Source organism: Methylobacterium sp. Leaf456, from assembly GCF_001425465.1.
GTDB lineage: Bacteria > Pseudomonadota > Alphaproteobacteria > Rhizobiales > Beijerinckiaceae > Methylobacterium.
In genome coordinates this window covers 58805-81687 of the sequence record NZ_LMQV01000012.1, presented here as the reverse complement: position 1 = coordinate 81687, position 22883 = coordinate 58805, and the positions used below count along the sequence as shown (strand labels likewise).

Annotated in this window: 23 protein-coding genes; 18 read left to right on the top strand and 5 right to left on the bottom strand. The window is 69.4% G+C overall.

Annotated elements, in window-relative coordinates:
- Positions 1-98: 98 nt before the first annotated feature.
- Entirely contained in the window at positions 99-1373 is a 1275-nt protein-coding gene (locus ASG52_RS10385) for an aspartate aminotransferase type Ic (RefSeq protein ID WP_056242632.1), read from the bottom strand.
- Positions 1374-1893: 520 nt separating this feature from the next.
- Here ASG52_RS10385 and ASG52_RS10380 point away from each other — a divergent pair.
- Positions 1894-2574, top strand: a complete 681-nt coding sequence (locus ASG52_RS10380) for a response regulator transcription factor (protein ID WP_056242630.1) — start codon at positions 1894-1896, stop codon at positions 2572-2574.
- A 105-nt stretch (positions 2575-2679) separates the two neighbouring features.
- Here the strand turns inward: ASG52_RS10380 and ASG52_RS10375 are convergent, their stop codons facing one another.
- Together ASG52_RS10375 and ASG52_RS10370 are read right to left on the bottom strand one after the other, a co-directional pair.
- Positions 2680-4059 carry a flagellin N-terminal helical domain-containing protein gene (locus tag ASG52_RS10375; protein WP_056242629.1) on the bottom strand — a complete coding sequence of 460 codons (1380 nt, stop codon included), beginning with the start codon at positions 4057-4059 and terminating at the stop codon, positions 2680-2682.
- Between the two features lie 720 nt (positions 4060-4779).
- Entirely contained in the window at positions 4780-5049 is a 270-nt protein-coding gene (locus ASG52_RS10370; RefSeq protein WP_056242626.1) for a PilZ domain-containing protein, read from the bottom strand.
- Between the two features lie 160 nt (positions 5050-5209).
- Between ASG52_RS10370 and ASG52_RS10365 the strand changes: the two genes are divergently transcribed.
- From ASG52_RS10365 to ASG52_RS10315, 11 genes are all read left to right on the top strand, one after another.
- The gene (locus ASG52_RS10365) at positions 5210-5806 is read left to right on the top strand and encodes a hypothetical protein (RefSeq protein WP_286159010.1); all 597 of its coding nucleotides are present in this window, start codon (positions 5210-5212) and stop codon (positions 5804-5806) included.
- 86 nt (positions 5807-5892) lie between these two features.
- Positions 5893-7116, top strand: a complete 1224-nt coding sequence (locus ASG52_RS10360) for a DUF1217 domain-containing protein (RefSeq protein ID WP_056243189.1) — start codon at positions 5893-5895, stop codon at positions 7114-7116.
- A gap of 10 nt (positions 7117-7126) precedes the next feature.
- A complete protein-coding gene (gene flgF, locus ASG52_RS10355; protein ID WP_056242625.1) occupies positions 7127-7852 on the top strand; it encodes a flagellar basal-body rod protein FlgF in 726 nt (241 codons plus the stop codon).
- 4 nt (positions 7853-7856) lie between these two features.
- Positions 7857-9182, top strand: a complete 1326-nt coding sequence (gene fliI / locus ASG52_RS10350; RefSeq protein WP_056242623.1) for a flagellar protein export ATPase FliI — start codon at positions 7857-7859, stop codon at positions 9180-9182.
- 82 nt (positions 9183-9264) lie between these two features.
- A complete protein-coding gene (locus ASG52_RS10345) occupies positions 9265-10458 on the top strand; it encodes a flagellar hook protein FlgE (RefSeq protein ID WP_056242621.1) in 1194 nt (397 codons plus the stop codon).
- A 134-nt stretch (positions 10459-10592) separates the two neighbouring features.
- Positions 10593-12050, top strand: a complete 1458-nt coding sequence (gene flgK / locus ASG52_RS10340; protein ID WP_056242619.1) for a flagellar hook-associated protein FlgK — start codon at positions 10593-10595, stop codon at positions 12048-12050.
- A 10-nt stretch (positions 12051-12060) separates the two neighbouring features.
- A complete protein-coding gene (locus tag ASG52_RS10335; protein WP_056242617.1) occupies positions 12061-13095 on the top strand; it encodes a flagellar hook-associated family protein in 1035 nt (344 codons plus the stop codon).
- Between the two features lie 47 nt (positions 13096-13142).
- Positions 13143-13493, top strand: a complete 351-nt coding sequence (gene flaF, locus ASG52_RS10330) for a flagellar biosynthesis regulator FlaF (RefSeq protein WP_056242615.1) — start codon at positions 13143-13145, stop codon at positions 13491-13493.
- 29 nt (positions 13494-13522) lie between these two features.
- A complete protein-coding gene (gene flbT, locus ASG52_RS10325) occupies positions 13523-14008 on the top strand; it encodes a flagellar biosynthesis repressor FlbT (RefSeq protein ID WP_502691049.1) in 486 nt (161 codons plus the stop codon).
- Positions 14005-14421 carry a flagellar hook assembly protein FlgD gene (gene flgD / locus ASG52_RS10320; RefSeq protein WP_056242612.1) on the top strand — a complete coding sequence of 139 codons (417 nt, stop codon included), beginning with the start codon at positions 14005-14007 and terminating at the stop codon, positions 14419-14421. The genes flbT and flgD overlap by 4 nt, the downstream gene beginning before the upstream one ends.
- Positions 14422-14490: 69 nt before the next feature.
- Entirely contained in the window at positions 14491-14757 is a 267-nt protein-coding gene (locus ASG52_RS10315) for a flagellar biosynthetic protein FliQ (RefSeq protein WP_056242610.1), read from the top strand.
- A 276-nt stretch (positions 14758-15033) separates the two neighbouring features.
- Here ASG52_RS10315 and ASG52_RS10310 read toward each other — a convergent pair whose 3' ends face one another.
- Positions 15034-15414, bottom strand: coding sequence for a response regulator (locus ASG52_RS10310; protein WP_286159008.1), 381 nt, complete (start codon positions 15412-15414; stop codon positions 15034-15036).
- A gap of 34 nt (positions 15415-15448) precedes the next feature.
- On the bottom strand, positions 15449-18043 hold the full coding sequence (locus tag ASG52_RS10305) for a GAF domain-containing protein (protein ID WP_156383881.1): 2595 nt from the start codon (positions 18041-18043) through the stop codon (positions 15449-15451).
- Positions 18044-18159: 116 nt separating this feature from the next.
- Between ASG52_RS10305 and flhA the strand changes: the two genes are divergently transcribed.
- The 6 genes from flhA (at position 18160) to ASG52_RS10275 (ending at position 22761) form a co-directional block, all read left to right on the top strand.
- Positions 18160-20241, top strand: a complete 2082-nt coding sequence (gene flhA / locus ASG52_RS10300; RefSeq protein ID WP_056242606.1) for a flagellar biosynthesis protein FlhA — start codon at positions 18160-18162, stop codon at positions 20239-20241.
- Positions 20238-21008, top strand: a complete 771-nt coding sequence (gene fliR / locus ASG52_RS10295; protein ID WP_056242604.1) for a flagellar biosynthesis protein FliR — start codon at positions 20238-20240, stop codon at positions 21006-21008. Before flhA ends, fliR begins: the two co-directional genes overlap by 4 nt.
- Before the next feature lie 3 nt (positions 21009-21011).
- Positions 21012-21425, top strand: a complete 414-nt coding sequence (locus ASG52_RS10290) for a hypothetical protein (protein ID WP_056242602.1) — start codon at positions 21012-21014, stop codon at positions 21423-21425.
- Between the two features lie 74 nt (positions 21426-21499).
- Positions 21500-21976: a rod-binding protein gene (locus ASG52_RS10285; protein ID WP_056242601.1), complete on the top strand. Its 477-nt coding sequence runs from the start codon at positions 21500-21502 to the stop codon at positions 21974-21976.
- A 2-nt stretch (positions 21977-21978) separates the two neighbouring features.
- Positions 21979-22308, top strand: a complete 330-nt coding sequence (locus ASG52_RS10280) for a hypothetical protein (RefSeq protein WP_056242599.1) — start codon at positions 21979-21981, stop codon at positions 22306-22308.
- 6 nt (positions 22309-22314) lie between these two features.
- Positions 22315-22761 carry a hypothetical protein gene (locus ASG52_RS10275; protein WP_056242598.1) on the top strand — a complete coding sequence of 149 codons (447 nt, stop codon included), beginning with the start codon at positions 22315-22317 and terminating at the stop codon, positions 22759-22761.
- Positions 22762-22883: the final 122 nt, after the last annotated feature.

The window sequence follows — 22883 nt, the reverse complement described above, 5'->3', positions numbered from 1 at the left end:
GTGAGGGGCTGGTTCCGCTCTTTCCGGCACCGTCGCTCCCCTCTCCCGCCCGCTCCGCGGGCACCCTCCCCCGCAGAGGGGGAAGGGTTAACGCAGCGTCAGTCTTCCGTTTTTTCCACCGCCGCCAGCAGCGTGCACAACGCCACCGCCTCCGCCGCCTTGCGCACGGCCTCCAGGCTCGGGAAGGTCGGGGCGATGCGCAGCGTCCGGTCCTGGGGGTCCCGGCCGTAGGGGTGGGTCGCGCCCGCGGGCGTGAGCGCAATGCCGGCGTCACCGGCGAGGCGCACGACTTCCGCCCCGGTGCCCTCGGTCACGTCGAGAGTGATGAAGTAGCCGCCGAGCGGACGGCTCCAGCTCGCCACGTTCCAGCCGTCGAGGCGAGCGGCGAAGGCGTCTTCGACGGCGGCGAATTTCGGGGCGATCAGGGCGCGGTGGCGCTCCATGTGGGCGGCGATGCCGGCGGCGTCGCGCAGGAAGCGGACATGGCGTAGCTGGTTGAGCTTGTCCGGCCCGATGCTGCGGCGCCCGGCCTGGGCGAGATACCACTTCACGTTGGCGGGCGAGGCGGCCAGCATCGCGAGGCCGGCGCCGGCCAGCGTCACCTTCGAGGTCGAGGCGAACACGATCGGGCGGTCGGCGTGGCCGGCGTCCGCGCACGATTCGAGGATGTTGGGGAGCGCGGGCCGCTCGGCGGTCAGGTGATGCACCGCGTAGGCGTTGTCCCACAGGATGCGGAAGTCGGGCGCTGCCGTCTGCATCGAGGCCAAGCGCCGGACGGTCTCGGCGGAATAGGTCTCGCCGCTTGGGTTCGAGTATTGCGGCACGCACCAGATGCCCTTCACGGAAGGATCAGCCACCGCCTTCTCGACCGCGTCCATGTCCGGCCCCTCGCCGGTCATGGGGATCGGGATCATGCGGATGCCGAAACCTTCGCACAGGGCAAAGTGGCGGTCGTAGCCGGGCACCGGGCAGAGGATCGTGATCGGCTCCCCCTTGCTCCACGGCTTCTCGCCGCCGGGCACGCCCTTCAACAGCGCGTAGACGAGCACGTCGTGCATCAGCGCGAGGCTCGAATTGTTGGCGATCACGATCTGATCGGCCGGCGCGCCGAGCACGGACGAGAACAGCGCGCGGGTCTCGGGCAGGCCCTGGAGGTTGCCGTAGTTGCGGGCGTCGGTGCCGTCCTCGGCGGTGGTGTCGCGGTTGCCCGGCAGCGCCAGCATCTCGGCGGCGAGGTCGAGCTGATCCGAGGCCGGCTTGCCGCGGGTCATGTCGAGCTTGAGCCCACGCGCCTTCAGGGCCTCGTACTCGTCGCGCAGCGTCGCGCGCAGATCCGCCCGCTGCTCGGGCGACAGGGTGGACAGAGACGGCATCGGCTTCTTCCTGCTCGAAAAAATCGCCCCTCTTCCACTCCCTCGCGCCGCGTCGGTCAAGCCGATTGGTGCGTCGCAGCAGCAGGGACAGCGCTCGAAGAAGGAACGGCCGGGTGGCCCGGCGCGAAGAGCGCCGCGCGCAGCGGCCTCGGCTTTTGCCGAGGCGTCCAGCGGAGCGAACAGCCTTGGGCCGCGGACGCGGCCGCCAGCGCTTGAGGCTGAAAAGAAGAACCGGGTCACAGGATGCTGTGACCCGAAAACCACTCACGGTTCCGTGATGATACCGACATCCTAACGCTTGGCCGTGAGCTTAACCGGTCGTTAACCTTTCCAGCCAAAAAGCTAACGTCATACAAATGATGCACGAGACGAAGCGCGGAACGGCCCGAACTAAGTAGAGCGGCCTAGTCCTCGCCAAGTCATCCGGCATCGCCCCGCACGACAACCAGTAACGACCCGACACGGCGCGCATTCGCTTCGCGCCGAGCGACGGATCGCGCCTTCTTCCGGAGATCGCAGGGTGTACATCGTCGTCGATGAGCGTCAGTCGGTAGCCGACCAGTACGTGGCGGGCTTCGGGGCCGAGGGGGCGTCCGCCCGCTTCGTCACCGCCGAGTCGATGCAGATCTGGCTCGGCTCGGCCCCGCGCCGGGACGTCGAGGCGATCGAAGGCTTCCTGATCGGCGATTGCCAGGACCGCGCCTCCTGCACGGTGGCGATCCGGGCGCAGACCCAGGCGCCGATCATCGCGCTCAACGAGACCCGCTCGCTGGAGCAGACGCTGGCGCTGTTCACCGCCGGCATCGACGACGTGGTGCGCAAGCCGGTGCACGTCCGCGAGATCATCGCCCGGGCGAGCGCGATCCGCCGCCGGATGAACCGCGGCATCGAGAAGGCCCCCTCCCCCGACCGTGCGGGCCGGCTCACCGTGTTCACCGACGGGCGCGATCCCGAGATCGACGGGGAGAGCCTGATCCTGCCCCGGCGTGAGCGCCACATCCTGGAATATCTCGCAAAGAACCGCGGCCGGCAGGTCACGAAGGGCCAGATCTTCACGGCGGTCTACGGCGACCTCGACACCGATTGCGAGGAGAGCGTGGTCGAGGGCCACATCAGCAAGCTGCGCAAGAAGCTGCGCATGCGGCTGGGCCACGATCCGATCGAGGCCAAGCGCATGGCCGGCTACACCTTCGTCGGCTGAAACGCAGACATCACCCGAGACGCGAAAAGGGCCGCCCCCCAGCTGGGGGCGGCCCTTTCGTATTCGGCAGGTGTCCCGGCCGCGGGGGCGGCCGGGGCGCCGGTCTTAGCGGAACAGCGACAGGACGTTCTGGCTGCCCGAGTTGGCGATCGACAGCGCCTGGACGGCGAGCTGCTGCTGGGTCTGCAGCGCCTTCAGCTTGGTCGACTCTTCCTCGATGTCGGCGTCCACGAGGATGCCGATGGTGCGGTCGTTGGCCTTCATCAGGGTGTCGACGAAGGTCTTCTGGCCGTCGATCTGGGTCTTGTTGGCGCCGAGCTTGGTGCCGGCGTCGGTGACCTTGGCGATGGCCTTCTCGACCTGGGTGATGATGGTGCCGAGCGTGGCGTCGCCGGTCGTGCCCGAGAGGGTCGAGATGTCGATCGTGCTGATCGAGTAGGCGCCCTGGACCGTGTCGAGGATGCCCTTGCCGGCGGTGGTGCCCGCCGCCGAGCCCTTACCGCTGCGCGCGTCGGTGGCGGCGGTGCCGGTGCCGAAGCCGACATCGACCAGGGTGTTGCCGGCGGAGACGGCGTTGTTCTGGATCGTGACCGAGGCCGTCGCGCTGGCCGCGGTGGTCTTGAAGGTCAGGCGGCCCGCGGAGTCGAGCGAGGCGGACACCTTGCCGGCGAGCGGGGTGGTGGCGGTGTCGGCGGCGATCTGGTTGTTGACCGCGTCGAGGAACTCCTGCGTCGTCACCTTGGTCAGGTCGGCGGCGGCCGACGCCATCGTGGTCTTGTTGACCAGGATGTCGGCCGTGAAGCCGCCGTCCAGAAGCAGGTTGAAGCTGACCTCGTTGGTGCCGCTGAAGTTGGCGGTGCCGCCGGTGAACACGGTGGTGCCGGTGAGCGAGGTCGAGCCGAACACCTGAGCGGAGGTCGCCGGGGTGGTGATGCTGGCCGCGTTCACGTCGTAGAGCTTGATCGCGTTCACATCGACGCCGATCGTCGAGAACGTCACCGTGCCGGTCGGCGAGCGCGAGAAGCCGGCCACCACGTTCTGGGTCGCCTGGTAGGCGGTGTTGGTCGCCGAGGAGTCGACCGACAGCCAGTTCTGGCCCGACGAGGTCGAGGAATCGGCGGTCGAGCGCATCTTGTCCTGGATCGCCTTGATCTCGGTCTGGACCTTGGCGCGGTCCACGCCCGGCTGCAGCGCGGTCTGGAGCTTGGCGCGCATGTTCTGCAGGTCCGAGAGGACCGAATTCAGACCATTGTAGGCGGTGTCGACGGCCGAGGAGCCGAGGCCGAGCGAGTCCTTCACGGCGGACAGCGAGGCATTGTCGGTGCGGACCGTGGTGGCGATCGACCAGTAGGCGGCGTTGTCGGAGGCGGCGGAGACGCGCTGGCCGGTCGAGACGCGGTTGGAGGTCGCGTCGAGCTGGTTGTTGATGCCCTTGAGGGTCGTCAACGCCGTCATGGCGGAGATGTTGGTCAGCAGGCTGGTCACGGAGGGGCTTCCGGCAAATGAAGGACAGGGAGGGTTCGTGGAACCGGGCTCACACCGGTGCGGCGTCGCCGGCCCTGTTAGGAGCCGTGGCGGACCTCACGAGGCCCGTCCGCACCGCGCATCACACCTCCGGACTCGCACCGGATCGGCGGGACGGACATCATGTCCCTGGGTCTTGAGAAGACCCACCCGCCGGCCTGTCTCGGACAAAGTCGCCGTCATCTCGGCGCCGCGTCTCGATGTCGTGAGAATGCCGGGGTCGCGTTACGAAGCGATTAAGCAGACGAACCTGGACCTGTCCCGCAGGCGTTGTTCCACAGTCGGACGGAATCTGGGGAGAGACTGATGCAGGGCGCGGTTCTGCGCCGGGAATGCTGACGGCGGGAAGGAAAGCGTTAACTTCTGTTTTAGCGGGCCGCCGGACACAAGGCCGTATGTGTCTTGGCGGGCCTCCAAGATCGTTTCCGGAATGATCGTGTTGGATTCGGCCGGCTCCCCCCTCTCCCCGCACGCGGGGAGAGGCCGGCTTGCACCTTGTCGTGCAAGCCGGAAGCGGAGGCGAAGCCGCAGCGGCGGTGAGGGGGCGCTTCAGGTTGAGGCTTCTCCGTCGAAGCCCCCTCACCTTCGGCTGCCGCCTCGCCGCGCCGACGACAGGGTCGTCGCGGCCCTCTCCCCGCGTGCGGGGCGAGGGGATGCGCGGCGAACGGTGCGACCCGCCCGTCACCCCTCGAACGTCACCCCGGCAAAATCCCCCCGGCGCCAGCGCAGGCGTACGGTGAGGGTGCGCAGGTCGTGGGCGGCGATGACGAGGGAGAAGGTCTCGGGCAGGCCGATCTCCGGGGCGACCCGGAGCTTGGCGCCGGTGCGCGACAGGTCGCGGATCACGCAAGCAACCAGTTGCTCGGGGCCGAGCACGATGCGGCCCTGCTGGACGACGCGGTGGCGCTTGCCCGCCCGCTCGACCGGATCCCCGTCCTTGATGTCGGCCATCGTTCCTCGGGCTCCCGTCGCGGCGGTTATACAGGCGCGCGCTTGCCTGTCACCGATCGGGCGCGATGATCCGAGCGTTAAGGTTTCGGTAACCATCTCCGTTCACGGTTCGTAAACCGGTACGATCCCGCGCCCGCGGGCGCCGGCCGGCGAGACGGACATGACCACACAGACCCGGCGCCCCGCCCCCCGCTCGATGGCCCGCCCCTCGGCCCGTCCGGTGGACCCGCCCGCCGCCCGCTCCTTCGCCGGCCTGATCGCGGCCCGGCGCGCCCGCGAGGCGGCCCTGGAGCGGGTGCTGCTCGGCGGCCTCGTGCTGCTCGCCTTCACGGTCAGCGGATTTGCCGGCTACGGCATCGCCACCGGGGAACGCGCTTACGACGTGCGCGCCGTGCTGCCCGAGTTCGCCGGCCCCTTCGCCTGGAAGAAGACGGTCGCGGAAGGGCGGCTCGCCAGCGCCGACCTCGATCCCGTCACCACCGGCTCGCTGCCCGACCGCCCGGCCCCGGCCGCCCCGGTCCAGGTCGCGAACGCCGCCCCCGCCCAGATCGAGCGCCCGACCGCGCCCGCGCCCGGCGGCTACGCCCTGCGCCGGGTCGCCGACGGCGTCGCGACGCTGGAGGGCCCCGGCGGCACGCGGCAGGTGGTGCTCGGCAGCATGCTGCCCGGCGCGGGCCGCGTCCTCTCGATCCGCCGCACCGGGGCGGGCTGGGTGGTCATCACCACCGAGACCATCATCGGGCCGCAGGCGCTGTAGCGCCCGCCAGCCTGGGACAAGCGACCTCCGTTAGACCGACGATGCAGCAGGCCCCGGACGACCGGGCCTCCCAAATGAGTCCGCCCGTGACCGACACCCTCACGAGCTACCGGCTGATCGCCAGGGACCTCACCGCCTCGCTCAAGCGGAAGGCGGCGGAGCCGACGCTCGCGCGCGAGACCGCCTATTACGAGGCCAACATCGGCAAGGTGAAGACCGTCGACGACCTGATGTCGGACCGGCGCCTCTACACCTACGCCATGAAGGCCTACGGCCTGGAGGACATGACCTACGCCAAGGCCTTCATGCGCAAGGTCCTGACGGAGGGGGCGGGCAGCGCCGCGAGCTTCGCCAACCGGCTGGCCGACGACCGCTACGTCGCCTTCGCCCGCGCGTTCAACTTCAAGGCCGCGGTGTCGGCCGCGGGCACCGACCCGACCGAATTCGGCAAGGCCGGGGGCCGGGCTGGGATCACCGCGTCGGCCGCGCTCGCCGCCACGACGGATCTCAGCGGGACCAACGAGGCGCGCTTCCTCATCGAATCCACGATCGACGCCACGACCACGAAGTCGGTCACGATCACGCTGAACGCCAAGACGCTCGCCGGCCTCGCCGCCGATGTCGCCAAGGTCACGCCCGAAGAAATCGCCCGGGCGATCAACGCGCAGATCGCCGCCTCGGGCGAGGATGGGATCACGGGCGAGACCGGCCTCAGAGGCAAGGTGCAGGTCGGCGTCGGCGTCACCGGCGCGCTGTTCTTCGAGACCACCGCCTACGACAGCCTCGGTGCGGACGGGGCGGTCGGCGGCACCGGGCGCGACGCCGACGTCACGGTGTTCGCGGGCGGCAAGGCCCGCACCCTGTCGATCCGCAACGTGGGACTCACCGGCGACGACAGGATCGCCGTGAATGTCGGCTTCGGCACCGGGCTCGGGCCCGACGCCTCGGCCCGCACCGTCACCGACGCCTACCTGCGCCAAGCGCTGGAGAGCGAGGCGGGCGTCGAGGACACCGGCGTGCGCCTCGCCCTCTACTTCGCCCGCAAGGCGCCCACCATAGGCAGCGCCTACGACATCCTCGGCGATCCGGCGCTGAGCCAGGTTGCCAACACGGTGATCGGCCTGCCCGCCACCAGCGGCGCGGCCACCAGCGAGGCGCTGGCCCGGCGCGTGCGGCTGATCTCGTCGAAGATCGACATCCCGAGCTTCCAGGAGCCGGCCAAGCTCGACGCCTTCGTGCGGCGCTTCGCGGCGATCTGGGACGCGCAGAACAACACGTCGAGCGCCCCGGCGCTGGCCCTGTTCTCATAGAGGCGAACCGATGCAGCCGAGCCTCTATGTCTCGCTCTCCAGCCAGATCGCGCTGGAGAAGCGGCTGACCACCACGGCCAACAACGTCGCCAACATGGCGACCGTGGGTTTCCGCGCGGAAGAAACCAAGTTCGCCGAGTTGCTGACCCGCTCGAACCGCGGCGAGGTCGCCTTCGTCGGCCCCGGCACCAGCGCGATCTCGCGGGTCGCCGGCCCGACCACCAAGACCGACTCGCCCCTCGACGTGGCGGTGCAGGGCGATGCGTGGCTCGGCGTCTCGGGCCCGAAGGGCACGCTCTACACCCGCGACGGGCGCTTCACGATGGACGCCAACGGGCAGCTGCGCACGCTCACCGGCAAGGCGGTGGTCGATCCCGGCGGCGGGCCGATCACCCTCGATCCGCAAGCCGGCCCGCCGACGATCGGGCGCGACGGCAGCATCTACCAGAACCGCCAGCAGGTCGGCGCCATCGGCCTGTTCACCATCGATCCGAAGGCGACGCTCTCGCGCGCCGCCGACAACACCGTGTCGTCGAGCCTGCCCGGCCGCGCCGTGCAGGACTTCACCCGGCTCGGCATCGCGCAAGGCTACGTCGAGGGCGCCAACGTCAACCCGATCATGGAGATGACCCGGCTCATCGCGATCCAGCGCGCGTTCGAGAGCGCGGCGACCCAGACCTCGCAATCGGAAAACACGCTGTCCGACGCGATCAAGACGCTGGGACCGCAGGGCTGATCCGATGACCAACGCCATCGAGCGCCTGGAGCGGGCCCTTGAGGCCGGCCGCCGCGACCTCGCCCTGGTGCGGGTCGGCGGGCCGGTGCGGGAGATCTCCGCCACCGCCGCCCGCGTCGGCGGCGTCTCCGCCTTCGTGCGGCTCGGCGACCGCATGGGCTTCACCGCGGACGGGCGCACCCAGATCGGCGAGGTGGTGCGGATCGACGGCGGCGGCGCGACGGTCAAGCCGTTCGAGAGCCGGATCGACGTCGGCCTCGGCGCCCGCGCCCACCGCATCGGCCCGGCGCGCCTGCGCCCCTCGCCCGCCTGGAAGGGCCGGGTCATCGACGCGCTCGGGCGCCCCGCCGACGGCCTCGGGCCGCTGCCTGAGGGCGCCGCCGACGTGCCACTCGATGCCGACCCGCCCGCCGCGATGACCCGCGCGCGGGTGCGCCGGCCGCTCCCCACGGGGGTGCGGGCGATGGACCTGTTCACCCCGCTCTGCGCCGGCCAGCGCATCGGCATCTTCGCCGGCTCCGGCGTCGGCAAGTCGACGCTGCTCGCGATGCTGGCCGGCGCGCAAGGGTTCGACAGCGTCGTGGTGGCGCTGGTGGGCGAGCGCGGGCGCGAGGTGCGCGAATTCCTCGAAGGCCCGATCGCCGCCGCGCGGGATCGTGCCGTCATCGTCGTCTCCACCGGCGACGAGAGCCCGATGATGCGCCGACAGGCCCCGAAGGTGGCGCTCGCCATCGCCGAATCGTTTCGCGACCGCGGCGAGTCGGTGCTGCTCATCGTCGATTCGGTGACGCGCTACGCCCATGCCGCCCGCGACGTGGCACTCGCGGCCGGCGAGCCGGCGGTCGCCCGCGGCTATCCGCCGAGCGTGTTTTCGGATTTGCCGCGTCTTCTCGAACGCGCCGGCCCCGGCGCGGAGGGCGCGGGCACCATCACCGGCATCTTCTCGGTGCTGGTCGATGGCGACGACCACAACGATCCGGTCGCCGACTCGATCCGCGGCACGCTCGACGGCCACGTCGTCCTCGACCGGGCCATCGCGGAACAGGGCCGCTATCCGGCGATCGATCTGCTCGGCTCGATCTCGCGGCTGGCGGGCGAGGTCTGGACCGGCGACCAGCGCGAACTGGTGCGCAAGCTCAAGAGCATGATGGCCCGCTTCGAGGAGACGCGCGACCTTCGCCTCATGGGCGGCTACCGCGCCGGCACCGACCCGGACCTCGATCAGGCCGTCACCCTGGTGCCGCGCATCTACGAGGCGATGCGCCAGGAGCCCGGACAGGCCCCGAGCCGCGACGCCTTCCTCGAACTCGCCCAATCCCTGCGGGGATAGGCGCTCACCCCCTCCCCATCAGCCCCGCGCAAGCGACCGCGTGTCCACTGCGCCCCAATTCGAAGATCAACGAGGTCTCCGCATGAGTCTCATCGGCGTGCTCCGCACCGGCGTTTCCGGGATGAATGCCCAGTCGAACCGCATTTCGACCGTGGCCGAGAACATCCAGAACGCCGGCACCACCGGCTACAAGCGAACCTCGACGGAGTTCTCCTCGCTCCTGATCGAGGGCAACGACCAGGGCCAATACAACTCCGGCGCCGTCGAGACGACGGTCCGCCGCTCGGTCGGCCAGGACGGCCCGGTCACCTCCACCACCTCGGACAGCGATCTGGCCATCAGCGGCAGGGGCTTCTTCGTGGTGAAGGACGGCGCGGGCGCCCCGTTCCTGACGCGGGCCGGCAACTTCGTCATCGACGGCCCGACCGGCAACCTCGTCAACGCGGGGGGCTTCACCCTCCAGGGCTACAGCCTCGCCAACGGCGAGCCGAACCCGGTGCTCAACGGCATCGCCGACCTCCAGCCGATCAACGTGTCGAGCCTCGGCATGCAGGCGCGTCCGACGCTCAACGGCACCGTCGAGGGCAATCTCTCGTTCGAGACGGCGGTCTCCGCCGGCCCGGTCTCGAAGAAGAGTTCGCTCAAGGTCTTCGACAATGTCGGCCAGGCCAAGATCCTCGACGTCAACATGACGAAGACCGCCGCCGGCACTTGGGCGGTGAGCTTCGCCGACCAGGCAAACCCGGGCGTGGTGCTCGCCAACACGACGCTGACCTTCGACGCCAACGGCAAGGTGGCGAGCGGCGGCACGGCGACCCTGACCGTCCCCAACGGGCGCCCGATGACGATCGATCTCACGTCGCTGACGCAGCTCTCGGGCAACACCGCGCTCTCCGGCACCGCCGACGGCTCGGCCCCCACCGCCGTCACCGGCACCGCCTTCGGCAGCGACGGCACGGTCTACGCGACCTTCGCCGACGGCACCCGCAAGGCCGCCTTCAAGGTGCCGCTCGCCAACGTGGCGAGCCCGGACAACCTGAGCCCGCGGGCCGGCAACGTCTTCATCCCCTCGGTCGATTCCGGCGACATCCAGGTCGGCTTTGCCGGCGAGAACGGCCGCGGCGCGATCAAGTCCAAGGCGCTGGAGCAGTCGAACGTCGATGTCAGCACCGAGCTGACCACGATGATCGAGTCGCAGACGGTCTACACCGCCAATTCCAAGGTGTTCATGACCGGCAACGAGATGCTCGAAACCTTGATGAACCTGAAGCGCTGATCGGTCGCTCTGCGAAGCCGCGTAGGCGGCTTCGCAGGACGCGACCGCCGACGCTTGAGGCCAGACAAAAGAGGGCGCGCTGCCGGAGACCCCTGGCGCGCCCGCCCTGTCAGAAAACTTGCTGGACGCCCCCGATGGGTCTCTCCCTCGCGCTCAACACCGCGCGCGCCTCGCTCGCCGCCTCCTCGAACCAGATCGCGGTCTCGGCGCGCAACGTCGCGGGGGCGAGCGATCCCGGCTACTCGCGCAAGATCGCCGCCCTGGTGACGACCGGCGCGGGCGGCGCGGTGGTCAACATCACGCGGGCGACCGACGCGGCGCTCTACGCCCGCACGCTCTCGGCGAGTTCGTCCGCCGCCTACGGCGACGCCGTGCTCACCGGCCTCACCACGCTCGCGCGCACGGTCGGGGACACCGAGGACGCGACCTCGCCCGCCGCGCGCTTCGCCGGCTTCGAGGCCGCGCTCCAGGCCGCCGCCAACCAGCCGGATTCGACCGATCTCGCCCGCGCCGCGGTCAAGGCCGCCAGGGCGCTGGCCTCAAGCCTCAACGACGCCGCGGGCGCGGTCCAGGCCGCCCGCGCCGAGTCCGATGCCGGGATGCAGGCCTCGGTCGCGCGCATCAACGACCTGCTCGGCCAGTTCGACCGCGCCAACACCGCGGTCACCCGCGGCCTCGCCTTCGGTGCGGACGCCACCGACGCGCTCGACGACCGCGACCGGGCACTCACCGCCCTGTCTGCCGAGATCGGCGTCACCGCGGTCGTGCGCGAGGGCGGCGACGTGGCGCTCTACACCGACAGCGGGGTGCCCCTCTACGACCGCGGCGCCCGCGCGGTGCGCTTCACGCCGACCCCCACCTTTACCCCCGGCAGCACGGGCGGCATGGTGGTGATCGACAACGTGCCGGTGACGGGCCCGAACTCGCCGATGCCCCTCGCCTCCGGGCGGCTCGCCGGGCTGGCCGCCTTCCGCGATACGATCGCCCCGGCCTACGAGGCGCAGCTCGACGCCATGGCGGGCGGGCTGATCGAGTCCTTTGCCGAGACCGACGCCATCGGCTTCGACAGCGGCCCGCGCGCCGGCCTGTTCACCGACGGCACCAGCGCGCTGCTGCCGAGCGACCGGCTCGGCCTCTCCAGCCGGATCGGGGTCAATGCCGCGGTCGATCCGGCCCGTGGGGGCCAGCTCCCACTCCTGCGCACCGGCGGCCTGAACGGCACCGATTACCGCGACCTCGCTGCCGGCACTGACGCGTCCTACGCCGGACGCCTGCGCACGCTGGTCTCGAACCTCACCGCCCCGAAAACCTTCGATCCTGGCCTCGGGCTCGGCACGTCGCTCAGCCTCGCCGACTTCGCCGAGAACGCGGCGGGCTGGATCGAGGGCCGGCGCAAGGACGCGTCGGAGGCGGCCTCCTACCAGAAGACGCTGCTGTCGCGGGCGAACGAAGCCTTGTCGAACGTCGCGGGCGTGAACGGCGACGACGAGACCGCCCTGACGCTCCAGCTGGAGCGCTCCTACACGGCCTCGGCCAAGATCATCTCGGTGATCAACGACCTCCTCAAGACCCTCCTCGACACGGTCCGGTGAGCTTAAAGCCATGATGACCACCGGCTTCATCTCCAGCCTCAACCTGTGGAACGCGCCGCGCACCGGCGCCGCCCGGCTCCAGGGCGAGCTTGCCGACGCCAACCGCGAGATCGCCACCGGCCGCCACGCCGACGTCGGCGCGACGCTCGGCGGCGCGGTGGCGCAAGCGTTCGGCCTGCGCCGCCAGGGCGCGGTGCTCGCCGCGCTCACCCAGAGCAACGCGGCGGCCTCGCTCCGGCTCGACACCACGCAAGGGGCGCTCAAGGCGATCCAGGCGGATGCCGACGCGATGCTGAAGGAGCTGACCGGCTTGCCCGCCGACAAGCGCGCGGCGGCGATGTCTTCGACCTCCGCCGCCCGGCTCGCGACGCTGACGGCGTCGCTCAACGCGAGCGTCGGCGGACAGTTCGTGTTCGGCGGGACCGATTCCGGCACCGCGCCGCTCAACCCCTACGAGGGCAGCCCGGCCTCGCCCGCCAAGACCGCCGTGGCGGACGCGCTCGCCGCCGCCTTCCCCTCGGGCACGGCCAACGTCACGGCGGGCCAGATGACGGCCTTCCTCGACAACCTGCATGCCAACCTGTTCGACGGGACCGGCTGGAGCCGGTTCTCCGGCGCCTCGAACCGCACGCTGGACAGCCGCATCTCGCTCACCGAGACCGCCACCACCTCGGCCTCGGCCAACGCCGCGCCCTTGCGCGACCTCGCCATGGCCTACGTGATCGGCTCCGGGATCGGCCTCTCGGGCTTCCCGGCCGAAGCGCAGGCCGCGGCTTCCGCGCGGATGAGCGACCTTCTCGGCAGCGCCAGCCGCGGTCTCGTCCAGATGCAGGCCGATCTCGGCATCAGCCAGAGCCGCATCGCGGAGGCCAACGCCCGGATGGAGAAGCAGACCGCACTCTTCACCGGCCGGATCGCCGCGCTGGAGAGCGTCGATCCCGCCGAGGCGAAGTCGCGCGTCGATGCGCTGACGACGCAGATCCAGATGTCCTACGGGCTGACTTCGCAGCTGCGCAGTCTCAGCCTGATCAATTACATTTCTTAACCCGTTTCTGCTAACATCTCGACCGAATTCATGGAGTATCGGCCCCGATGTACCGCATGTCCTATTCCGAGATCATGGAGGACGCGCCCGATCTCGGCCGAGAGCGCGAGCGCGCGGCGTTCGACCGGGCGATCGGCCTGCTGCGTTCGGCCGAAGCGCGCGGCGCGTCGGCCGTGGCCGAGCGCTCGGAAGCGGTCGGCTACGTCCAGAACCTGTGGAACCTGCTGGTGCGCGACCTGCTCGACCCCGAGAACGGCCTGCCCGAGGGCCTGCGCTCCGACCTCGTCTCCATCGGCATGTGGACCATGCGCGAGGCCGGCGAGGTCCTGAGCGCGCCCGAGCGCAGCCTCTCCGCGCTGATCGAGGTCAACGCCTCGATCCGCGACGGGCTGCGGTGAGGCGCGCCATGGCCCGCGATCAGGCTAAGGTGGAGAAGTCCGCCGCCCGGACCATGCATCTCAACCTGCGGGCGGGCGAGCGCGTCTACATCAACGGCGCCGTGGTGCGGGCCGACCGCAAGGTCTCGCTGGAGTTGATGAACGACGCGACCTTCCTGCTCGAAGGCCACGTGCTCCAGCCGGACGCCGCCACGACTCCGCTGCGCCAGCTCTACTTCGCCGCCCAGACCATGCTGATCGAGCCGGCCCAAACCGAACTGGCCCGCACGGTCTACGGCACGCTGCAGGACAACATCCTGGCGGCTACCACCGAGCCGGCGATCCGGACCGGGCTGAAGACCGCCAGCGGCCTCGTCGATGCCGGGCGCCCGTTCGAGGCGCTCAAGGTGATCCGCGGGCTCTACGCCGCCGAGGCGGCCCTGATCGAGGGCGCCGGACTCGACCCGGTCGAGCGCATCGGCACCCGTTTTCCCGCCCCCAAGGCCGACACGATGGCGGCGAAGGTGATCCCATGAGCGTCGTCAGCACCACCGGTTCGACCACCGGCGTCACCTCCACCACCGGCGCGGCGGCCAAGGCCGCGACTTCGGTGGCCTCCAAGATGAACGCCGACACCTTCCTGACGCTGCTGATGGCGCAGCTGCAGAACCAAGACCCGACCAAGCCGATGGACTCGACCGAGTATGTCGGCCAGCTCGCGACCTTCTCGCAGGTGGAGCAGGCGACCAAGACCAACCAGAAGCTCGACTCGCTGCTCTCGGCGAGCTTCCTCGATCAGGCCGACGCCATCATCGGCCGCACCATCACCTCGGACGACGGCACGGTGTCGGGCATCGTCGAATCGGTGCGGGTGACGAGCGACGGCGCGGTGGCCAAACTCAAGGACGGCCGGGAGATGCTCCTCGCCTCCGGCATCTCGATCAGCTAATTCGAAACGCATTCTCGTGCCGCATCGGCTTCATCCGAAAGCCGGGGCCGCCTTTCGGGCCGATGTTTCATGAACGAGGTCGATGCCCTCGAACTGGTCCGTTCGGCGATCTGGACCGTGCTGATCGGCGCCGGCCCCTCCGTCGGCGCCGCGATGCTGATCGGCATCGTCGTGGCGCTGGTGCAGGCGCTGACCCAGATTCAGGAGGTGACGCTCACCTTCGTGCCGAAGATCGTCGCGATCCTGCTGGTGCTGCTCGTGACCGGCACCTTCGTCGGCGGCCAGATCCACGCCTTCGCCGAGCTGACCTACGGCAAGATCGCGACCGGGTTCTGAGGGGGAGAGACGGGGCGGGACCGAGCGGAAAAGCTGTCGAGACTTGAGCCGCCCGGTCCCTTCAAAGCCTCGACCTTGGGAAGGACAAAAGCTTCGACTTTGGTCCATATCACGAATTCGGGATCGCCGTGAGTGCGATCACCGATTTGCCGCAATGCGTCCGCCGCCTGTTCACCGCTTTCAATGGCCAAGGTGGTCAAACGGTTCCGTGCCGACCATCCATTCCGGGCGGGATCGGAGGGCGGCGGCGCTCCGCCCCCGGTCGGGTACGCCCGCTTACCGGCTGTCGGCAACGAACCCGCGAATGCTCGCGACCATGCCGGCCTGATTGAACGGCTTGTCGTGGAACACGCCCCGTGCCGGGATGCTCGACAGGTTCGGCTTCACCGCGCCCGTGAGGACCAACTCGATCGGCGGCCAGCGATCGCGGATCATGGCCGCCAGTTGCAGCCCCATGACCGAACCGCGCACATCGAGATCGGCCACGACGACGCGAATGTCGGTACGCTCTCCGAGGATCCGAATGGCCTTCGCGGCCGTCGTCGCCTCGACGACGTCGCAGCCCGCCTCTTCGATAAGGTCGGACAGGACCATGATCTGAATCGGCTCGTTCTCGATCAAGAGAACGACCGGCCGTGTTTCGGTCGATGCCGTCACAAAATCCTCCTTCGAGGACTTGCGTCTGCCCCGATCACGATGTCACCACCTGTGAGATGGGCGCGCGGAACTCCGCGTCCAGGCCTGTGACGGAATAATCCAGCCGTGTGTCGCGGGTGCCGACGAGCCCGGACTGGATCAGCCGCGCCCCGAAACCCCGTCGCGTCGGGGCCGTGGCCGGTGGTCCGCCGCGCTCCAGCCAGCTCAGGACGACGGTCTGCTCGGGCTCGGCCTCGATCCGCCAACCCAATCGGACGACCCCCGCCTCGGTGGAGAGCGCGCCGTATTTCACGGCGTTCGTCGTCAGCTCGTGCAGGAGCAGGGACAGTGACAGCGTCGCTTGCGGCGCAAGGGCAAGGTTCGGTCCCTCGATCACGAAACGGTCGAGGGACACTTGCAGCGCCAGCACCTTCTCGATGACGGACCGGATCGGCGCGGCGGCCCAACTGTCCTGCAAGAGGACGTCGTGCGCCCGCGACAAGGCGATCAGACGCTCGGTGAAGGCCTTGACCGGAGCCTGATCGGGCACGAGGCGGAGCGTCTGCCCTGCGATGCCCTGGACCATCGCCAGCGTGTTCTTGAGCCGGTGCGACAGTTCGCCGTTGAGCAGCGCCTGCTGCTCCTCGGCGCGCACCCGACCGACGCCGACCTCGACGCGGTCGGTGACGTTGCGCAGGAACGCGAGTTCCTCGGATGTCCAGACTCTCGGCTTATCGTCGTGGACGACGAAGATCGATACCGTGCGACCACGCTCGCGCACCGGCACGTTGATCAATGCGCGGATGCCGATGGCCAGCATCGGCTCCGGGTCGTCGCGCGTCCGGGGGTCGGTCGTCACGTCGTCGATGACCAGGGCCTCGCCTCGGGCCAACTGGGCGCGGATGTCGCCGTAATCGTCGAAGCGGTGGCGACCGGCGATGCTGACGTGACCGGGGACGAACCAGTCCGGCTCGACCGTGACGAACTCCACCTCGCCTTCGATCTGACCGAAGGCCGCACGTGTGGCACCCAGCGTGCGCCCGACGATTTCAGCGGCTGCGGCCGTCATCGCCGAACTCGTGTCCACATCGCGCAAGCGGTCGCCGAGGCTGAGGAGTGCGTTGCGCCGCGCCTCGGCCTGAACGCGATGCGTGATCTCGAGGAAAATCACGCCGAACCGCTCCAATCCGAGCGGAAAGGCGCGTCCCTCGTACCAGCGCTCGAGCGCGTCGACCCGCCGGGTGAACGATGTGGACTGACGGGTCTCGACGACGGTCGCGAACTCGTCGATCCAAACATCCTCGACGTCGGGAATGACCTCGCGCAGGGTACGCCCGACGACCCCGGCGGGATCGATGCCGACGAGTTCGCCCCAGGCCGCGTTGACATCGACGTAGCGCCAATCCGTGATCGCGCCCGACGTATCGCGCACGACCTCGCCGACGAGGAACCCTTCGGACAGGTTCTCGAAAAGGCTGCGCCAGTGGGATTCGCTCGCGCGCAACGCCTCCTGCGCCGCGTACCGCTCCTCGATGTCGAGGAGCACGCCGGGGAAGCTCCGAGGCTTGCCATCCGAGCCCCGTTCGACCCGCCCGTTCGCCTCGATCCAGTAGTACCGACCGTCGGCGCGGCGCACCCGGTACTGGTGGGCATAGGCCCCGCCCCGCGTGACGGCCTCCCTGATGGCGTCGGAGAGGCCGGCTTGATCGGCGGGATGGACCGTGGCGACGATCCCGGCGAGCGGGATGCCCTCGCGACCGAGCGCGGGGTCGAGGCCGAAGGCCTGCGCGAACGCCTCGTCCACCGTGAAGCGGTCATTGGGAATGTCCCAGTGCCACGTGCCGATGATCGCACCGGCTGCGAGGGCGAGCTGAACGCGCTGGATATTGTCGCGGGCCAGCGCTTCGCTTGCCTGCTGCGCCGCCATCATTCCTTCGAGGCGGGTGGCATTGGCGACGGCGGCTTCCTGGGCGCGGCGCTCGCTGGCCGAGGTCCGGCGCAATTCCAACAGGTTCGAAACCTGACGGCCGAGCGCGCGCAGGTCCTCGGCCTGCTCGGGCGTCAGGCCGTCCGGGCGCGCCACGGTGTCGATGACGCAAAGCGAGCCGAGCACGACCCCATCCGGCATGCGCAGCGGCGCGCCGGCGTAGAAGCGGATGCATGGCTCGTCGATCACCAGAGGGTTGGCCGCCGTGCGAGGATCCTTCGTCAGGTCCGGAACGACGAGGAGATCGGGCTCGGCCAGCGCGAATTTGCACACCGACCGGTCGAGATCGGTCTCACAGCGGGGAAAGCCGATACTTGCCTTGAACCATTGTCGGTCCACGGCGACGAGACTGACGAGCGCGACCGGCACGTCGCACAGGCGCGTGGCGAGTCGCGCGATGTCATCGAAGCCCTCCTCCGGCGCCGTGTCGAGGACGCTGTAGCCACCGAGCGCGGCCAGACGTGCCGGGTCGAGGACGAGCTCGGTGATTGGGCTATCTTGCATTGCGAGCGCGGGCTGGGCGACAGGCCCTCGGCGCCTGATCTGCTCTATCTTAACAGAAGACTTGGCTTTGGCTACGCAACCGACAATTCCGTGAGCCGTCGAGCGACGAGGAGAGCCGGACGCGCGGACCTTCCCTGAGCGGCGAACGTCCGATGGCAAATCTCCACGCTCGACAGCGCGTCCCAAGGTCGAGCCGTTGAGGTTTCGACCCCTCCCCATCCCCGCGCAAGCTTGCTCCGCCATCACCGCCCCATGATGCGGGAAGCGGTGTCGTCATGGCGGTGAGCGAGGTGCTCGTTCTGGAGAAGAAGTCGCGGCGGGATTTTGGCTTCGCGGCCGGCATCGTCGCGATCCTGGCGGTACTGTTCCTGCCGGTCCCCGCCGTCCTGATCGATATCGGGCTCGCCTTCTCGATCGCGCTCTCGGTGCTGATCCTGATGGTGGCGCTCTGGATTCAGAAGCCGCTCGAATTCTCCGCCTTCCCGACCGTACTTCTGATCGCGACCCTGCTGAGGCTCGCGCTCGGCATCGCCACCACGCGCCTGATCCTGGCCAACGGCCAGAAGGGCGTGGACGCCGCCGGCCACGTCATCCAGGGCTTTTCGCAATTCGTGATGAGCGGCGATTTCGTCATCGGAATCGTGGTCTTCATGATCCTGATCACGGTCAACTTCCTCGTCATCACCAAGGGCGCGACCCGTATCGCCGAGGTCGGCGCCCGCTTCACGCTCGACGCCATCCCCGGCAAGCAGATGGCGATCGACGCCGATCTCAATGCCGGGCTGATCGACGACAAGGAGGCGCAGCGTCGCCGCCGGGAACTCGAAGAGGAATCGGCTTTCTTCGGCTCGATGGACGGCGCCTCGAAGTTCGTGCGCGGCGAGGCGGTGGCCTCGCTCATCGTCATCGCGGTCAACGTCTTCGGCGGCATCATCATCGGCACGACCCGCCACGGCATGCCGCTGGGGCAGGCCGCGGACGTGTTCGTGAAGCTTTCGGTCGGCGACGGCCTCGTCTCGCAGATCCCGGCCCTGATCGTCTCGCTGGCCGCCGGCCTCCTCGTCTCGAAGGGCGGCACCCGCGGCACCGCCGAAGAGGCGGTGATGGGCCAGCTCGGCGCCTATCCCCGCGCGCTGCTGGTCTCCGCCGTCCTGATGCTGCTGTTCGCCCTGGTGCCGGGCCTGCCGTTCGTGCCCTTCGTCGCGCTCGCCGGGCTGCTCGGCTTCATGGCGATCACGATCCCCAAGCGCCGCGCCGCCGCGGCCGCGCTCGTCGCCGCCAAGACCCGGCACGACGTCGAGGCCAAGCAGGCCGAGGTCAAGGATTCGGTCAAGGAGCAGCTCAAGACGCCGGAGATCGAGCTGTGCCTCGGCCGTCAGGTCTCGGCCCAGATCCAGACCAGCCACGCCGAGTTGCAGCACCGCGTCGCCAAGATGCGCCGCAAGTTCGCGCGCCAGTACGGCTTCGTCGTCCCCGAGATCAAGCTGACCGACAGCCTGACGCTCCCGCCGAAGAGCTATCAAATTCGCATCCACGGCACGACCGCGGCGACGCAGGAGATGCGGCCAGGCGAGCTGCTCGTCGTCGTCGGCGAGGGGCCCCGCCCCGACGTGCCCGGCGAGGAGGTGCGCGAGCCCGCCTTCGGCATGAAGGCGCTCTGGGTGGTCGATGCCTATGCCGGCGAGGTGCGCCGCTCCGGTTTCGAGGCGATCGACGGCGCCTCGGTGCTGCTGACCCACCTCTCGGAAGTCATCCGCAACAACCTGCCGCAATTCCTATCCTACAAGGACATGCGCGCCCTGCTCGACCGGCTCGACCCCGAGTACAAGCGCCTGCTCGACGAGATTTCGCCCTCGCAGATCTCGCATTCCGGCCTTCAGGCGGTGCTGAAGCTGCTGCTGTCCGAGCGGGTCTCGATCCGCAACCTCCACCTGATCCTGGAGGCGGTGGCCGAGATCACCCCGCATGCGCGGCGCGCCGAGCAGATCGCCGAGCACGTGCGGATGCGCGTCGCCCAGCAGATCTGCGGCGATCTGGCCGAGGACGGCACGCTCCACGTGCTCCGGCTCGGCGCCAACTGGGACCTCACCTTCCACCAGAGCCTCAAGCGCGACGCCAAGGGCGAGGTGATCGAGTTCGACATCGACCCGCGCCTCGTCGAGCAGTTCGGCGCAGAGGCCGGCACCGCGATCCGCGACCGGATGCGGCAGGTCCACGGCTTCGCCCTCGTCACCGCGCCCGACGCCCGCCCCTATGTCCGCATGATCATCGAGCGGATGTTCCCGACCCTGCCGGTACTCTCGCATCTCGAGATCGCCCGCGGCGTCGAGATCAAGTCGCTGGGCACCATTTCGTGATCCCGCTGGCCGGCAGCCTGCTCGGGGGGGAGGCCGCGCTCGCGACCTTCCTGATCTTCTGCCGCGTCGGCGCCTGCCTCCTCATCGTGCCCGGCCTGTCGAGCCCGCGGGTGCCGGCGCAGGTCCGCCTCATGATCGCGGGCGGGGTGTCGCTCGCGGTGACGCCGCTGCTGCTGCCGCTGTTCCAGGCCAAGGTTTCGGGGCAGGCGCCGACCGAGACGCTGACGTGGATCGCCAGCGAGACCTTCACCGGGCTGCTGATCGGGCTCCTCGGCCGCATCTTCCTGTTCGTCCTGGAGACCGTGATGAACGCGACCTCGACCATGGTCGGCTTCGGCTCCATGCCGGGCACGCCGGTGGAGGGCACCGAGGCGATTCCCGCGGTCGAATCGTTCATCGTGTTCTCGGCGGTCGCCCTGATGTTCGCCGCCGACCTCCACTGGGAGCTGTTCCACGGGCTGATCGATTCCTATTCCCGCATCCCGCCGGGCGAGGGTTTCGGCACCCAGACCGCTCTGGTGCGCATCACCGACCAGATCGGCGAGGCTTTCACGCTCTCGCTCCGAATCGCCGCCCCGTTCGTGATCTACGCGGTGGCGGTGAACCTCGCGGCGGGCTTCGTGAACAAGCTCACGCCGACGATCCCGGTCTACTTCGTGGCGACGCCCTTCATCATGTTCGGCGCGCTGATCCTGCTCTACGCGGTGGCCGGCGAGTTCATGACGCAGTTCCTTGCGGGCTACGCCGCCTGGCTGAGGCGGGGCTGAACCGTGGCCGCGACCGGAGACCTCGCGAAACGCCTCAAGCGCGCCGAGCGGCTCACCGCCGTGCAGGAGCAGATGCGCCGCGCCGCCGAGTGGCAGCTCGCCGCGATCCGCCGCGACGCGGATGCGGTCGAGCAGGATCGGGCGGCGTTGCTGAGTGCTCTCGGCGGCGACAGCCACGGCCACCTGTTTCTGGAGGCCGCCAACCGGCGCCTGCGCGCGCTCGCCTCCCGCGCCACCGAACTCGAACAGGCCGCCGCCCGCCAGAGCGACGACGTGCGCGAAAAAGGCCTCGCGCAGAAGCGCGCCGAACTCGGTGCCGACCGCGTCGGCGACCTGCTGCGGCGCGAGCGCGAGCGGGTCGCGGGTATCGAATGCCTCGACGGGCTGGCGCAGCGCCGCGACGCAAGCCTCCCGTAAGCCAGGGGCCTTAAGGTCTCGGCAATACAGGCGGCGAACCGCGACCGTCGCTTCCCTCCAGGACCGGTTTCGCGATGAGCATCACCCCTCCCTCCGACATCGTCATGGACGTCGCCCGCGCCGCCGACCCGGCGCGCTATCAGGAGGCGGCGGCCAAGCTGTCGCAGCCGGGCGACCCGGCGGCCTTCGCGGCGGCGACGGCCGAGGCCGCCCGCGATGCGGGCTACGGCCTGCACATGCCCATCGACGCCCGCGGCGCGCTCACCAGCCTGAAGAACGACACCTCGCTGAAGGGCAGCGCCGACCCCTACCGCAAATTCGAGGGGCAAGTGCTGGCGCAGTTCATCGAGACGATGCTGCCGGACAAGTCCGAGGCGGTCTACGGCAAGGGCAACACCGGCAACCTGTGGAAGTCGATGCTGGCCGAGCAGGTCGGCCAGCAGATCGCCAAGTCCGGCGGGATCGGCATCGCCAAGATGCTGGAGAAAGCCCAACCCAATACGGTGCCGAATCTGCCCGCCGCGGCGACGGGCGTGGCCGGAAAGGTCTGACGATGCTGCTCGATTCCCTCAAGCGCCTGGAAGCCACCATCGAGGCCGAGACCGAGGCGCTCGACACCAACGCCGAGATCGACCTGGAGGCGGTCAACCGCGCCAAGAGCCAGAGCCTGCTCGAGCTCACGCGCCTCGCCCGCACGGTCTCGGCCGACGAGATCGACGCCACCACCGGCATCGTCCTGGCGCGGCTGCACGACAAGCTCACCCGCAATCAGGTGGCGGTCGCCCGGCACCTGCAGGCGGTCGAGGAGATCGGCGACACGCTGGCGGCGACGCTGCGGGCGGCCGATTCCGACGGCACCTACTCGGCGCGGATCGGGCGCTGACGGATCATGAAAGTTCTCGTCACCGGCCTGTGGATCTGCGCCGTCACCATCGCCTCCTGCTACGCGGCGGTGACCTTCGGCGGCGGCTTCTTCTCGAAGCCCACCGAGCCCTATCTCGAAGGCCTGCAGTACCAGAAGCTCGCGCCGATCAACATCCCGATGGTGGCTGACGGCAAGATCCAGGGCTACGTCATCGCCGTTCTGGTCTTCACGGCCGACGCCAAGCTGATGCACACCCTGCCGGTGCCGCCCAACAGCTTCGTAGTGGATGAAGCCTTCCGCCAGATCTACGGCGACCCGACGATCGACTTCAGGAAACTCGCCCGCTACGACATCAACGCCCGGCTCGCCCAGATCCGCACCAAGGTCAACGAGCGCCTCGGCGCCGACGTGGTGAAGGACGTGCTGGTGGACGAGCTGAACTTCGTCGCCAAGCGCGAGGTGCGTTCGTAACACCTCTCCCCCATCCAACCCCCTCATCCTGAGGTGCCCGCCTCGGCGGGCCTCGAAGGAGGGCTCCGGGGATCGCGCGATGTCTGGAGCCCTCCTTCGAGGCTCCGCTGCGCTCCGCACCT

What these genes read in the sequence shown, in the direction of transcription:
- ASG52_RS10385 (WP_056242632.1), bottom strand. Translation starts at nt 1,373, where the DNA reads ATGCCGTCTCTGTCCACCCTGTCGCCCGAGCAGCGGGCGGATCTGCGC.
- ASG52_RS10370 (WP_056242626.1), bottom strand. Translation starts at nt 5,049, where the DNA reads ATGGCCGACATCAAGGACGGGGATCCGGTCGAGCGGGCGGGCAAGCGC.
- ASG52_RS10365 (WP_286159010.1), top strand. Translation starts at nt 5,210, where the DNA reads ATGACCACACAGACCCGGCGCCCCGCCCCCCGCTCGATGGCCCGCCCC.
- flgF (WP_056242625.1), top strand. Translation starts at nt 7,127, where the DNA reads ATGCAGCCGAGCCTCTATGTCTCGCTCTCCAGCCAGATCGCGCTGGAG.
- fliI (WP_056242623.1), top strand. Translation starts at nt 7,857, where the DNA reads ATGACCAACGCCATCGAGCGCCTGGAGCGGGCCCTTGAGGCCGGCCGC.
- ASG52_RS10345 (WP_056242621.1), top strand. Translation starts at nt 9,265, where the DNA reads ATGAGTCTCATCGGCGTGCTCCGCACCGGCGTTTCCGGGATGAATGCC.
- flgK (WP_056242619.1), top strand. Translation starts at nt 10,593, where the DNA reads ATGGGTCTCTCCCTCGCGCTCAACACCGCGCGCGCCTCGCTCGCCGCC.
- ASG52_RS10335 (WP_056242617.1), top strand. Translation starts at nt 12,061, where the DNA reads ATGATGACCACCGGCTTCATCTCCAGCCTCAACCTGTGGAACGCGCCG.
- flaF (WP_056242615.1), top strand. Translation starts at nt 13,143, where the DNA reads ATGTACCGCATGTCCTATTCCGAGATCATGGAGGACGCGCCCGATCTC.
- flgD (WP_056242612.1), top strand. Translation starts at nt 14,005, where the DNA reads ATGAGCGTCGTCAGCACCACCGGTTCGACCACCGGCGTCACCTCCACC.
- ASG52_RS10315 (WP_056242610.1), top strand. Translation starts at nt 14,491, where the DNA reads ATGAACGAGGTCGATGCCCTCGAACTGGTCCGTTCGGCGATCTGGACC.
- flhA (WP_056242606.1), top strand. Translation starts at nt 18,160, where the DNA reads ATGGCGGTGAGCGAGGTGCTCGTTCTGGAGAAGAAGTCGCGGCGGGAT.
- ASG52_RS10285 (WP_056242601.1), top strand. Translation starts at nt 21,500, where the DNA reads ATGAGCATCACCCCTCCCTCCGACATCGTCATGGACGTCGCCCGCGCC.
- ASG52_RS10280 (WP_056242599.1), top strand. Translation starts at nt 21,979, where the DNA reads ATGCTGCTCGATTCCCTCAAGCGCCTGGAAGCCACCATCGAGGCCGAG.
- ASG52_RS10275 (WP_056242598.1), top strand. Translation starts at nt 22,315, where the DNA reads ATGAAAGTTCTCGTCACCGGCCTGTGGATCTGCGCCGTCACCATCGCC.